Raw genomic sequence first — 13,059 nt, 5'->3', positions numbered from 1 at the left:
AAGGGTCTTTTTGGGTTTATGAAACAATCGTAGCGTCTAGCCCTCAACACTTCCCGCATATTTTCCAAATTTCCCTGTAAGGTTTGCCAGTTTCTTTCGTCTAACACAATAGAACGACCTTGTGAACCAAAACCAGAAACGAAAGGAACAACCAATGCGTAAAGGTAAATCTTTTGGAATAATGCTATTGCTGTTCGTCGGTATCGGGATTGCCGGCTGTTCGGATAACGCAGCTGGACCGGATACGGACACTGAGGCGACTCGGTCAAGCAGCGTATCATATGCCGAGCTAACCGAATTCAGCGCCTCTGAAAGTTCCACCGAAGGAGCAGTCTACGAAGTGCTCCCCGGCCCGGCAGCAGTGAATCCGGCCATGGATCCCACTCCCTTCTCGAATAACACAGCAGAGACCACCGGCTCCTATTCACTAACCGTCGCCGATAGGAATGCGGAAGATTCACAGGACTCCGAAGATGCTGTCACCTCGGTAGATATTCGGTTCACCGGAAACGATGGGCAGGCATACAAAATCGACCAGATTGACGTGATCCATAAGCCGGCCGGCGCAGGCGACCATACCTTCTTTGGAGGCGTCGGTTTTAACAAGGTGATGCACGGCAATACCGGCATCGGAAATTCGCTGATGCCGAAAATGCTCTCCTACATTACCCTGTGGGGACTCGCGGACCTGAAGGACGCGAATACCGATACTGTCATCGCCTCAGATCGCCTGGTTCATATCATGACCGGGACCAACGTGCGTGATGAGAACCGACAGCTCATAACCGCTGTTGATAAGGATAAATCCGATCACAATATCCGCAATATACAAACCCATATTATGCTGCCGCCCAAAGATACAAACGATAATCAGGATCCCGTTCCGGGAACGGCGCACGGGTTTTTACACCTGATGTTCGAGAAAGTTGAATTAAGTAACGCGAACCGCAATTGGAAGACAGCCTATGAAATACTGCCTGGGCCTGCGGTCATCAACCCGGACATGAATCCGACCCCATTTTCCAACCGGATTGAACCGGGAGCAGGGACCTACTCGTTAGCGGTTGAGGATGTGGCGGAAAACGATGCCGAAGATTCTGGCGATCGTGTGAGCAACTTCGCTCTGCGCTACCAGCGACCGAACGGCACGACCTTCGTCATCGACAGTATTCGAGTCATCCATAAACCGGAGGGAGCAGGCGATCACACTTTCTTCGGTGGAGTCGGTGTGGATAAAACCATGCACGGTAATACCGGGATCGGGAATCCATTGATGCCGAAACTGTTCTCCCATATTACCCTGTGGGGACTCGCTGACCTGAAGGATGGCGATGGGAATATCCTGGCCGAAGATCGGCTGATTCACATTATGGTCTCTTCGCGGGTGCGAACGGACGATCTGAAACTCATCACCGCAACCGGCAGCGATCAGAGTGACCAGGCGCAGACAGAGACCCACATTATGTTGCCGCCACAGGATACCACTGGAAACGCTGATCCTGTTCCCGGAACCGGGCACGGATTTCTCCATCTGATGTTCGAAAACGTGGATCTATCAATCATCGGATAACAGCAAATAGGAATCCTCGGTCTCGGGAACTATACGGAGCAGGGAATTGACATCAACCGTCTCTGGCCCGACTCCCGGGATCGGGTTATTGTAAGCAGCAGAACGATCTGAACGGCAGATAACTAGTACATTGAATTCAAATTGAAGTAGAAGAAAAAAGGAGACGTATTATGGCAAAAATAGGAGTTGTTGTATTGGCGGACACGGAAACCCATGCTGATCTTGGCCGGGTGGTGAATGCCATCGAGACAGTGAAAGAAGCCAAAGAGCACGGGGATGACATCAAGTTTATCTTCGATGGCGCCGGCACCCGGTGGATTCCGGAACTGGCAGATGAAGAACACGATGCCCATCCGCTGTACAAAGCGGTGGAAGATCAAATAACCGGCGCCTGCAAATTCTGCTCCCGGGCGTTTGGCGTCCGCAAGGAGATGGACGAACTGGACGTCACCCTGCTGGATGACTACGATGAGCATCCCAGTTTGCGTACTTTGGTGGCGGACGGCTACGAGGTGCTCACATTCTAAGGAGCATCACGCATTAAAAATAACCTGAATACGGGAAGCGACACGGGGAGAGTCGCTTCCCTCTCAGGTTTTTTGCCGTTTGATGTGGTTTAGCCAAAGGCAATTAAATCTCGGGCACTTATAAATCGATAGAACTTGAGCCCGGCGGACAAGAGGTAATGCATGAAACGATTAATGAAATTGACAATCCTGAGTATTGCAGTCGGACTGTTCCTGACCGGTAATTCGGCACTCGGAGCAGAAACCCAGGTGGCGGATTCCGCTGAAGAAATCTGTCCGCTGCTGGTGGGACAATCTGTTCCGGATGTACAACTGACCACAGTAAAGGGCAGGGCATTTGATCTTACCGAAGCCATTGCTGAGAAGCCAACTCTGCTCATCTTTTACCGCGGGGGCTGGTGCCCGTTCTGTAATATGCACTTGGCGGAATTGCATTCCATTCAGGATGACTTGCGGGAGTTGGGATATCAAATCCTTGCTATCAGCATGGATCGCCCGGCGAAACTCCGGGAGTCCTTAACGGAACATGACCTGGGCTATACACTATTATCCGACAGCGCGGCGGTCGCCACCAAAGCATTTGGATTGGCCTTTAGGGCAACCAATTCCAATACCGACCGGCTGGAATCGTACTCCGGACGCGACCATCATATTCTGCCGGTGCCCGCCGCATTTATCGTTGGCACCGACGGGATGATCAAGTTCGAATACATCAATCCCAATTATAAGGTTAGGGTCAAATCAGAGGTTATTCTTGCTGCTGCGAAGGCAGAGGTCCAGTAAGAGACAGTTTCTCGACAACTAACTAAGCACAGGGGAATTCATCATGAGTGCAAAATGTAAACACCAGCCGCAGACACCGCAGAAACCGGCGCAGAGCGAAACATGTCAGGAGTGCGGTGAACAGTTCAGTTTACGGGTGTGTAATACCTGCGGACACGTAGGCTGTTGTGATTCCAGCCAGGGTCACGCTACGCAGCATTTTAATGAAACCGGTCACCCGACCATGACCTACTATCCCGAGGACAATCCCGGGAGCCGGAAATGGTGTTATGAGGATCAGATATATTTGTTCTGACAGTAATCAAATATGTGGATTGATGACACGGAGGATTATTCGGTCTGGTATTAATGAGCCAAGGGGCTGAAGCCCCTGAAACGTTTGGTGAGGGCTTCGTTTCCCCACCATAAATGGTGGGGCTATTCAGTCAGAACTGCAACCCTGTCAACCGAATAATTATAGTGTTCCCAGTTCTCGACGATCTCGGTCATTCGGTCCTGAGCATCTTGAATTGGTGCCTTCGCCGCGACAATAAATGCTGTCTCTTCACCATCGAACTTAACTTCCGTCACGCCCTCCAGGCGCTTGAATTCGGCGGTTAAGCCGTCGACACACCCGGTTCAGAACAGAGAATCAAGATATACTGTATATGTGGTCGTTTTCATTACGAATTTATGCTCCACTAAAATACCATGGTGTCATCAGCAGCAAGGATCCAGTCCGTGAGCAGATCCATACTGCCGACCTGGATATTTTCAATAAGGTTTTCTTGCCCGAGCCCGCGGGCGTCCATACAGCTACCTCAGGTGGCCACTTGGCCGCGGCCGCCGATAAACTTTACCATACGGGCGATATTGTAATACCCTTTGGGCGGATTCTGGCCCTTCACTCCACACTGTACACCATCGCCAATTAAGAAAACCTTTAGATCGGCTTCCTCCCGTTTCACGAGGTTCATTCCCACCCGGAAGGCATTATAGGGGCGCTCATTCCCGTAGGGTCCATCGTTGACAATCATGACATACGATTTTGTATTCGCATCCATATGTGCTCCTTAATTTTTGTAAATTATCAGTATATAACTTACTAAATAGCTCAAGAAATGACTACTGAACTGTGTTCCCATTTTGGTTATCAAGTTCAGGTTTCCGGCAATAAACGATCATCGGATCGCCTCTGCTCGATGGGCATATTCTTTGTATCGGTAAAAGGCGAGTGAATTGTGCCGGTGGGCGTATATTCGATACTGTTCATTCGTGGGCTCCGTGATTCATCATTGCATTGTGAGGATCTTTCCCCTGGGCAATGGCCCGGTGAAGCATGTGCGTATGAGCATCAAGTACTCTTTCCAGAGATTGTTTTGCCGCCGGTACCGTGGGCGCTATGATGATTTTCATACCGGTATCGATATTGGATTTTGATAGCATTTCGACATTTATGGTGAAATGATGCATATCGATCAGATGTTGTCGCAATGCCTCCAGATCCACCTGCGACCAGTCGGTATTCGGATCAGCCTCCAGCTCGCGGATAACCTCCTGAATGGTGCCAAACACCGCATTCCCCGGCATGGTGAGCGGCGAAGTTACGTCAGCCGTATGTGTCATGTGAGTCGAGGGTGAGCCCGGATCATGCTGAAGAAGTGCTGGAACCGAAAAGGGCAGCGCGCAGATAAGAATAAGAGTTGTTCCCTTCAGTATTCGTGAATAAACCAATCATACCTCCCATCTTCAATGCGGTTTATTAGCCTGAGAAAACATCCTAAAATTTACGAAACGACTTAGAGAGAATAAATAACCCGCACTTTTTGCTACCCCGGAACAGTATTCGCTCCTGTAGAATTACCCTAATCAGTTCGATCCGGTTACGACTATCCAATACAGCATCCCAAAACCGTCGGATGTGAATATCACCATTTACAACCTCCGGGACCAACAGGTTGCAACCATAGTTAATCAACACCAAGAGCGTGGCTGGTACACGGTCCAATGGGATGGGACCAATGATTTCGGTAAATCAGTGAGTACTGGGGTGTATTTTTATCGGCTGGAGACACTCTCGTATAATGCCATTCGGAAGATGGTACACCTAAAGTAAAGTCCGTACTGATCTCCCTATATACAGTAGAGCATCCAGGGAATCTACTCTGCCGGAAAATTCTGGTCTGGGTTAGTATATGTCATTGACGGTTGCTTTATAGGTATGCAATTCCAAAGCAAATAACTCCAGGTTTCATTGGAAAATTTTTGTCATATTCCCATAAGAATTATTACATAGTTTTTATTCGAGAACTCAGGCGTGATCGAGTTCACAAGTAAAATACATCTCTCAAATTATCCCGGGATATGGATTGATATACAAATCTGAGTATTTACATTTTCGACACCAATAAATTTCAAAATAGCAGCTAAACAATATCTTCTTCGAATAATACTTGGTTGAGTTGCGTTGTGCTTGGCGATTTTGGAGGCTCTAAAAATCTATGAAAAGCTGCAACAAGTAATATAATTCCGAACACCAAAATTTGATGACAATCTCTCAATCCGGGGAATCATAAGAAAGAGCAGCAGGAATCCCCGGTATATAAAACGACACATTCGACAGACAGGATTATCATAGCATTTTTTGTGATGATCCAGTTTCCGGAGTAATGTTTAATGGGAATAAGAAGGAGGCAATAGATGCAAACTAATCCATCTTACCACACTTCATACAAAGCTAAGTTACGGGTAATGGCGGTGTTGACCATTTTTTCGATATTGTTGTTACCTGACATCACTCAGGGCCAATCAATAAGTCGCTTTAATCCGCAGCAAATCATTTCTACGAATGCCGATTCGGCCCATGAAGTCCAGGCAGCTGACCTGGATGATGATGGATATGTCGATATCATCTCTGCTTCCCATGCTGACAACAAAATTGCATGGTATAAAAATCAGGGGGATGGCACATTTGGAATTCAAAAAGTTATTTCAACTGCATGGATCTCTCCGAAAAGTATCCGGCCCGGTGATGTAAACAACGACGGGGCAACCGATTTGGTATTCGTCTCCTCTGAGGACAGTGCCGTGGTTTGGCTTGAAAACCAGGGCGATGGCTCCTTCGTCAGTGAATACGTTCTCTCAAGCGATTCTATTGCAGCAGAATTTGCCTATATCGCAGATATTAATAATGATGGATTCGATGACATAATCACCGGTGCAAATGGGGGAGAAATAGCGTGGTTTGAGTACCAGGGCAATGGAAGTTTTGGGAATAAAACCGCTATTGATACGACCTCGGGGCAAATGTTAAGTATGGATGTTGCAGAATTCGATGGCGATAACTATGCAGATGTTGTATTAGTCAATTCTGTATATACAGGTTCCTACTACGATATTTCAGTCCTCTGGTATAAGAACCTGGGTGGTGGCAATTTCGGCACCCCACACACCCTGATGTCTGGGTTTGAAGGGGTGAGTATCTATGCAACCGATTTGGATAAAGATGATTTGCAGGATATCGTCCTGTATGATGATGCCAATATATCCTGGATGGAAAATCAGGGGGCTGGAAGTTTTGCCGAATCGGAGTTTGTGACAACGTATGACGGTGCAAGCGATGTTATGACAGCCGAGTTAGATGGGGACACTTTTTGGGAAATTTTAACTGCTATTGACACTCAGGATATGGTTGCATGGTATGACCACAAGGGTGGCGGCAGTTTTGGTGGAAACCGGACTATTACAACCAATGCCGCTAACGCAAATAGTGTCCATGCTGCAGATCTGGACAATGACGGTGATATGGATGTGCTCTCTGCATCCTACGGTGATGATAAAATTGCATGGTATGAAAACCAGAGTGAACTGTATAACCTAATTCATCTGCAGGATCAGAACATTACGCTGTCAGAGGATGATTCGGTTATGTTTTCCACCGAGATTTTGTATCACATTCCCTACCCGGACACGACCATGTATAGTATCCTCGATTCAGCGAAAAGCGGAGAAGTCAAAATCCGGAATCATCGAATAACGTACGTCCCGGAACTGAATTTCAATGGTCAGGACTCAATGCAGTTTGTTGCCACGGATACTTCGAGCAGTGATACCGCCTGGGTATTCTTTGAGGTGCAGCCGGTGAATGATCCTCCGGCTGTTAAAAATGATACGGTCATGATAGCAAAAAATACGAAAGAGATAATAAAGCCATTGCAGAATGATACGGATTTGGACGGGGATTCGTTGCTCATCGATCGGGTAACGAATGGAAGCAATGGCACTGCAGATCTTGGCTATAATTGGAAACGAATTATTTATGACCCTGTCGATGGATACACCGGCAAAGATTCAATGAAGTACTATGTGACAGATGATTCGAATGCCACGGCCTCTGCTAAAATTATAGTCGAAATATCTGCCGTTCCCACGGAGAACCAGGCTCCGGAAATTCTATTGCAGCCGGAGATCAGCGTATTGGAGGATCATACCCTGAAGTTACCCCTTGCAAAAATAGTTGTCGATGACCAGGATTCACTGAAGAATCTGGTTTACCATTTGAATAATGTTGGCGAAACCGGTGCCGCTGTGGATTCCAACGCCGAATTGTTTTCCCTAAAGCCGTCCGCCGATTGGTGGGGGCAACAGGAGATCAATCTCACTGTAGAAGACAGTGAGGGCTTGAGCACGACAGATTCGACGGTCATTACTGTCATTCCTGTAAATGATCTGCCACAGGCAAATGCAGGTATTTCCAATGAAGGTCCTGTCGATGGCGGCTACGAGATTACATTCGCAGATAGTTCTGTCGACCCCAGTGATCCGGAAGGTGGTATCGCTGAGCGGCAATGGAGTTTTGGCGATGGGACCAACAACAGTAGTGAGGTGAATCCAACGCATACCTACACGACATCCGGAACCTATGGGGTTCAACTTGTGGTGACTGATAACGCCGACGCCACCGATACGACAACCCTGACAGTGGATATCACGACTACGGATATACAAGATTCGGATCTCCCGGATACTTTTACCCTAAAAGGCAATTACCCGAATCCATTTAACCCGGCCACGACGATCAAATACGGATTACCCAAGGCCGCAAAGGTTGAGATAGTGATTTATGATTTGATCGGCCGAAAGATTACGACCCTCATTACAAGCTATCAAAATGCTGGCTGGCACACCGTCCAGTGGAACGGGACAAATGACTTAGGCGAACTTATCAGCACTGGTGTCTACTTCTACCGCCTCGTGGCCGGGGATTTTGTGGATGTGAAGAAAATGGTGTATATGAAATAAACTCTCTCCCAAAAGTAGGTTACAGCATGGCCTAGTCCTGCCCAGGGACGGGGCTATATTTATGTCCAATCGTCAACTCAAACACTTAGGAAACTTATGAAGAACAGCGACCCGTATCAGGAAATCACCGCCACCATCGTCACCATGCTGTAAGATGGAACCAAGCCCAGGGAAATTCCCTAGGGTGGCTCCGGCGTCCGAATTGGCTGTAGTTTTCCCATTCTAATCGGAATGTGTGTAACACTCAAAAGCCGTGTGATTCCTGAGTGTAAGTGTTTACAGGGCTTTTTTTGTTTTGTTAATTTGGACAGAAATCCCGAAAAAACCACATATTCCGCAGTCAAATGGAGAAAGAATGGAGACGGAAATTGAAGATATTGGCACTAATGAAATCCCTCAACTATAATGGATACAGGAGCAGCTGTAACAAACTAAAAACCTTTTACCGATATGTATTCTGGAGAAAGGAAAGTAAAATGTGTTGAATCATTGAACGCTTCGGATGCATTGTATATTCAGTTTTATAAATTCCCTTTTCTGAGTACATTTGTAGGTATTTAAGTAAACATACACGGGAATTATGATGACGTTCAATCCGGAAACACCTTATAACGAATTGCCTCCCCTGCCTCCGGCAATTGACATTGAGACACGGTCTGTCCTGAAAAACGCCATCAGTGCAAATAGAGCGCTGGCTGAACTGAAGGGGGCCGGCGATCTGATTCCCAATCAGGCAATTTTGATTAATGCTATTCCGCTGCAGGAAGCGAAATCCAGTTCGGAGATTGAGAACATTGTCACGACCAATGACAAACTCTTTAAAGCAGCGGTGAGCAAGGATATGGACATCGATCCCCAGACTAAAGAAGTCCTGAATTATCGGACAGCACTTCGGAAAGGACATGAACTGCTGAAAGACCGCCCACTATCAACCAATCTGTTGGAGACCGTGTGCGGCACTATTCTTGATAAAGATGCAATGATACGGAAGGCACCCGGTACCGTCATCGAGAATAGGTCGACCAACGAGGTGGTTTATACTCCTCCTGTTGGCGAAGACATTATACGCACCAAACTGGGTGAGTTGGAAAAATTTATGAATACTGATGACGATCTCGATCATCTTGTACGGCTTGCAATGATCCATTACCAATTTGAGGCTATTCACCCGTTTTATTATGGCAATGGTCGAACAGGACGTATCCTGAATTTACTCTATCTCCTTCAAAGGGGATTACTGAATATTCCGGTGTTGTATCTCAGCAGGTTTATCATCCAAAACAAAGTGGATTATTATTCAAAGCTTCGGGCAGTAACTGAAGCAGACGCCTGGGAAGAATGGATTCTGTTCATGCTTCAGGCAGTGGAGGAAACCGCATTATGGACCTCCGGAAAAATACGAGAAATCAAAACGCTACTCGATGACACAGTGGAACGGTGTCGTGAGGAGTTACCCTCTAATATTTATTCCAAAGAATTAGTCGAATTGATCTTTGTGCAACCTTACTGCAAGATTGCTTTTGTTGTAGAAGCCGGTATCGCCAAACGGCAAACTGCGTCCGAATATCTCCAGGCACTTGTGGATATAGGGATATTGACAGTGGAACCCGTGGGCCGGGAGAAGATCTACATTCATCCTGAGTTATTAAACATCCTTACTGACGTATAACCAAATAATTTAGCCTGTATTATTCATAGAAGGATCTTCGGAATTGTGCATTGAAGTACTGACCGAGTATATGGCATGAACTGGCAGTACTCCGCTGCCAAAATATTTGTGGGTAGAGACACGCCATGGCGTGTCTCTACAAATCGTTGATTCTGAACAACTAAGCGCGATATTTTTTATCACAAGTCCACGGATTTATGAATAATCCAAGTTAGATATGTCGATAGCGTCGACATGTTTTCTAGATGTGTCGAAATATTACAGATACTTCGACATAATTATCTAATATGTCGATAACGTCGACAGGTCGTTTCTACCAGATTATCGGCAGATTGCGTGTTTAGGCGGCACCCAGCAGGGAATACAAAGGTTTAGAGTCTCTGTCCTTTACCAGTCCCTGGAAGTCTTGGGAGTGGGGTGAAGGGTTTCCCGGATTTCCTCGGTATCTGACTGAGGGTTCCGGAGTGCCGGGTTCGCCTGCAACTTGTGATAGATACTTTCGGGGATCTACGATCGTTGCAACTTCTCCCGGTTATACAGCGGATGGGAGTATTCATTAGTTGGTCGCAGGTTCGAGTCCTGCGTGGCCCACTTTGATTAACCCCTTCTCAGAGAAACTGATGCATTTATTAAGTTTCTGTCTTTGGAACCCCTCCTTGGCCCTTTACCCGCGCTGAATCTCAGAGGAATTGACTGGGTCATTGTCGGTGGCGAATCCGGTCCCAAAGCTCGTCCTATGAAAGAAGAATGGGTTACTGATATACGCGATCAATGTACAGCTGCTGGCGTGCCGTTTTTCTTCAAACAGTGGGGTGGAAAAAATAAAAAAAAGAACGGGCGTCTCCTGGAAGAGCGCACCTGGGACGAGATGCCGGTTGATTTTGAGATGAGCCAGTAAGTAAGCACCTCCATCCTCATTTTTTACTGTCTGTAGCAATCGTATGAGCCTAATAAGCACGGGAGCCTTCTCTTATTGTATGTTTTCCGGGGATTACGTGAACGTTAAAAAAATGGTATTGATGAAATAACCGGGCAGGTTATCCGAATAAAAACCGGTATACCAAAGATGCCGACAGCTTGGCCGTCCGGCCGTCGACATCGTAATTTGGGTTGACCTCGGTAATCTCAAGTAATTTTAACTGCGAATAATTTAGCGCTTCCTCCACGATCTGCAGCATTTCCCTTCCGGAGAATCCGATGGGCGAAGAGGCGCTGACACCCGGGGCGTCAGCCGCCTGCACGGAATCCATATCCAACCCGAGGAAGAGTGGGCTCTCATCCATTCCGGAGATGATTCGGCGGAAAGATTCCCGCAATCCTCGATTCAGAATTTCATCCAGGTAATGGAGATTAACTCCCCTGTTTTCGGCATCGTCGAGATAATATGCGGCGTTGGAGGCCGGTCGAATCCCGAACTCGTGAAATCGCTCCGGCTGCAGATAATCGCCTTCGATTAACCGGCGATACGGCGTGCCGCTGGTCATCTTCTCCGCGATGCGCATATCCAAATGCGCGTCCACATTAATAGCGGAAATATCTCCATAAACGCCGGACATTGCCCGGACGTCCGCGAACGATATGTCGTTGCCGCCGCCCAGAACGATGACCCGTTTATCATCCGCCAGGAACTGGGCTACTGCTTTGGTTAGCCGGTCGTGGGATTCTTCCAGCGACGTGCAGATGATATTGCCGGCATCGTAGAGGTGAATGCCGGAATCCGGGCTGACCTGCATCCGGTAGAGCCGTTCCCGGATTTTATCCGGCGCTTCGGCGGCGCCAGGGCGACCATTGTTCCTGCGGACGCCCTCATCCTGGGGACAGCCGATCAATACGTGGGTCGACTCACCATAAACATCTATGGTAAAACCGGTTTCCTGCGCCAGCCAGTGGTCGTGAGGATCATGAGAGCACAGGTTTCGCAATGTCTCGGACACAGGGTTCAGGATTTCCTGCAGTTCGTTCATCCGAAGACTACCTCCCCTTTTTTGACAACCGTCCGCACATGGTTTTGTCCAAAGAAGTACGCCACATTTCTGAAATCATCCGTGTCGAGCACCAGCAAATCTGCCTGGTAGCCTGTGGCGATGCAACCGACGTTCATCTTTTCCAGCGCGCGGGCAGCGTTTTGCGTGACACAGCAGAGCGCCTCTTCCACAGAGAGCCCCATTTGGGTGCAGGCGAAGTTCATCATCAGCTGCATGGAGAGTGTCATGCTCGAACCGGGATTGAAGTCGGTGGCAATATTAACCAGCGCCCCTTTATCAATCAATTGGCGCGCCGGTGCGTACGGGATACCCAGAAAATGACTGACTCCGGGCAATACTGTTGCCGTTGTCTCCGAACGGGCGATTTTTTCGATGCTCTCAACGGTCAGCGCTTCGAGATGTTCTACTGCGATGGCTCCGATGTCGAGCGCCATCTCCACGCCGCCGATGTCGTGAAACTGGTTGGTATGGACTCTGGGTGGCAATCCGTATTCCAGGCCCTTCTCCAGGATTTGCCTGGACTCTGCCGGAGTGAAATAACCTTCCTCGCAGAAGACGTCGCAGTAATCGGCCAGTGCAGCAATTTCCGGGATCATCGCCAGCACCTCTTCGATGTATTTTTCTTTGGACTTCTCTTTGGGAACGGCGTGTGCGCCGAGAAATGTGGCCGTCAGTTCAATGGGCTGTTCATCCTTCAATTCGTGGATGACTTCCAGCATTTTGCGCTCGGTTTCCAGGTTCAATCCGTAGCCACTCTTGATTTCCATGGAAGTGATGCCCTGCTCCAGCGCCCGCCGGAGGCGGTTCAGTGCCAGATATTTCAACTCTTCTTTGGGCGTATTCCGTGTAGCTTCTACGGTGGAAATTATACCGCCACCCTGCGCAGCGATCTTTTCGTATGACATACCGGCCGACCGCATAGCGAACTCATCCGCCCGGTTTCCGCCGAAGACCAGGTGCGTGTGGCTGTCCACGAATCCGGGGATTACTGCGCGGTCCTTCGCATCCAACACCTGTGGACGTTCGTCGATCTGGGGTAACACTTCATCCGGCGACCCGACTGCCTGGATGAGTCCCTCCTTGACATAGATAACGCCATTTTCGATGATCGTAAGATTCCGGAGTTCCGAACCCCGCGTGACACCCGGCCGCGGTGAAACGATTTGGCCGATGTTTTGAATGAGCAGGTCAGTCATAGTAACCTTTACATGAACCGTTGACCAGTGATAAAAATGGCATCGTTGT

At 48.1% G+C, this 13,059-nt stretch carries 12 protein-coding genes and 1 pseudogene; 8 read left to right on the top strand and 5 right to left on the bottom strand.

Features of this window, described 5'->3' with window-relative positions:
- The first annotated feature begins 154 nt into the window (after window positions 1-154).
- The 4 genes from K9N57_14220 (at window position 155) to K9N57_14205 (ending at window position 3,175) form a co-directional block, all read left to right on the top strand.
- Window positions 155-1,570: a hypothetical protein gene (locus K9N57_14220; protein ID MCF7805336.1), complete on the top strand. Its 1,416-nt coding sequence runs from the start codon at window positions 155-157 to the stop codon at window positions 1,568-1,570.
- Window positions 1,571-1,740: 170 nt separating this feature from the next.
- The gene (locus tag K9N57_14215; protein MCF7805335.1) at window positions 1,741-2,097 is read left to right on the top strand and encodes a hypothetical protein; all 357 of its coding nucleotides are present in this window, start codon (window positions 1,741-1,743) and stop codon (window positions 2,095-2,097) included.
- A gap of 174 nt (window positions 2,098-2,271) precedes the next feature.
- Window positions 2,272-2,880, top strand: coding sequence for an AhpC/TSA family protein (locus K9N57_14210; protein MCF7805334.1), 609 nt, complete (start codon window positions 2,272-2,274; stop codon window positions 2,878-2,880).
- 43 nt (window positions 2,881-2,923) lie between these two features.
- The gene (locus tag K9N57_14205; protein MCF7805333.1) at window positions 2,924-3,175 is read left to right on the top strand and encodes a UBP-type zinc finger domain-containing protein; all 252 of its coding nucleotides are present in this window, start codon (window positions 2,924-2,926) and stop codon (window positions 3,173-3,175) included.
- Between the two features lie 122 nt (window positions 3,176-3,297).
- Here the strand turns inward: K9N57_14205 and K9N57_14200 are convergent, their stop codons facing one another.
- From K9N57_14200 to K9N57_14190, 3 genes are all read right to left on the bottom strand, one after another.
- The gene (locus K9N57_14200; protein MCF7805332.1) at window positions 3,298-3,450 is read right to left on the bottom strand and encodes a hypothetical protein; all 153 of its coding nucleotides are present in this window, start codon (window positions 3,448-3,450) and stop codon (window positions 3,298-3,300) included.
- Window positions 3,451-3,680: 230 nt separating this feature from the next.
- Complete coding sequence (locus K9N57_14195; GenBank protein MCF7805331.1) at window positions 3,681-3,923, bottom strand: DsrE family protein; 243 nt, start codon at window positions 3,921-3,923, stop codon at window positions 3,681-3,683.
- A gap of 205 nt (window positions 3,924-4,128) precedes the next feature.
- Window positions 4,129-4,593: a hypothetical protein gene (locus tag K9N57_14190; protein ID MCF7805330.1), complete on the bottom strand. Its 465-nt coding sequence runs from the start codon at window positions 4,591-4,593 to the stop codon at window positions 4,129-4,131.
- Between the two features lie 157 nt (window positions 4,594-4,750).
- On the opposite strand from K9N57_14190, the gene K9N57_14185 reads away from it, so the two are divergent.
- The 4 genes and pseudogenes from K9N57_14185 (at window position 4,751) to K9N57_14170 (ending at window position 10,727) form a co-directional block, all read left to right on the top strand.
- Entirely contained in the window at window positions 4,751-4,975 is a 225-nt protein-coding gene (locus tag K9N57_14185) for a T9SS type A sorting domain-containing protein (protein MCF7805329.1), read from the top strand.
- Window positions 4,976-5,559: 584 nt separating this feature from the next.
- On the top strand, window positions 5,560-8,160 hold the full coding sequence (locus K9N57_14180) for an FG-GAP-like repeat-containing protein (GenBank protein MCF7805328.1): 2,601 nt from the start codon (window positions 5,560-5,562) through the stop codon (window positions 8,158-8,160).
- A gap of 583 nt (window positions 8,161-8,743) precedes the next feature.
- Window positions 8,744-9,829, top strand: a complete 1,086-nt coding sequence (locus K9N57_14175; protein MCF7805327.1) for a Fic family protein — start codon at window positions 8,744-8,746, stop codon at window positions 9,827-9,829.
- Between the two features lie 607 nt (window positions 9,830-10,436).
- Window positions 10,437-10,727: pseudogene (locus K9N57_14170) on the top strand (phage Gp37/Gp68 family protein).
- Window positions 10,728-10,866: 139 nt separating this feature from the next.
- Here K9N57_14170 and K9N57_14165 read toward each other — a convergent pair.
- The gene (locus tag K9N57_14165) at window positions 10,867-11,793 is read right to left on the bottom strand and encodes a formimidoylglutamase (protein MCF7805326.1); all 927 of its coding nucleotides are present in this window, start codon (window positions 11,791-11,793) and stop codon (window positions 10,867-10,869) included.
- Window positions 11,790-13,010 (bottom strand): imidazolonepropionase, encoded by a 1,221-nt coding sequence (hutI, locus tag K9N57_14160; GenBank protein MCF7805325.1) that lies wholly within the window; start codon window positions 13,008-13,010, stop codon window positions 11,790-11,792. Before hutI ends, K9N57_14165 begins: the two co-directional genes overlap by 4 nt.
- Between the last annotated feature and the right edge of the window lie 49 nt (window positions 13,011-13,059).

Source organism: Candidatus Neomarinimicrobiota bacterium, assembly GCA_021734025.1.
Lineage (GTDB): Bacteria > Fidelibacterota > JAANXI01 > JAANXI01 > JAANXI01 > JAANXI01.
This window is presented reverse-complemented; position numbering and strand designations above follow the sequence as displayed.

Bases quoted from the DNA above. Each gene is read 5' to 3' on its own strand.
- K9N57_14220 (MCF7805336.1), top strand. From the start codon at position 155: ATGCGTAAAGGTAAATCTTTTGGAATAATGCTATTGCTGTTCGTCGGT.
- K9N57_14215 (MCF7805335.1), top strand. From the start codon at position 1,741: ATGGCAAAAATAGGAGTTGTTGTATTGGCGGACACGGAAACCCATGCT.
- K9N57_14210 (MCF7805334.1), top strand. From the start codon at position 2,272: ATGAAATTGACAATCCTGAGTATTGCAGTCGGACTGTTCCTGACCGGT.
- K9N57_14205 (MCF7805333.1), top strand. From the start codon at position 2,924: ATGAGTGCAAAATGTAAACACCAGCCGCAGACACCGCAGAAACCGGCG.
- K9N57_14195 (MCF7805331.1), bottom strand. From the start codon at position 3,923: ATGGATGCGAATACAAAATCGTATGTCATGATTGTCAACGATGGACCC.
- K9N57_14180 (MCF7805328.1), top strand. From the start codon at position 5,560: ATGCAAACTAATCCATCTTACCACACTTCATACAAAGCTAAGTTACGG.
- K9N57_14175 (MCF7805327.1), top strand. From the start codon at position 8,744: ATGACGTTCAATCCGGAAACACCTTATAACGAATTGCCTCCCCTGCCT.
- K9N57_14165 (MCF7805326.1), bottom strand. From the start codon at position 11,793: ATGAACGAACTGCAGGAAATCCTGAACCCTGTGTCCGAGACATTGCGA.
- hutI (MCF7805325.1), bottom strand. From the start codon at position 13,010: ATGACTGACCTGCTCATTCAAAACATCGGCCAAATCGTTTCACCGCGG.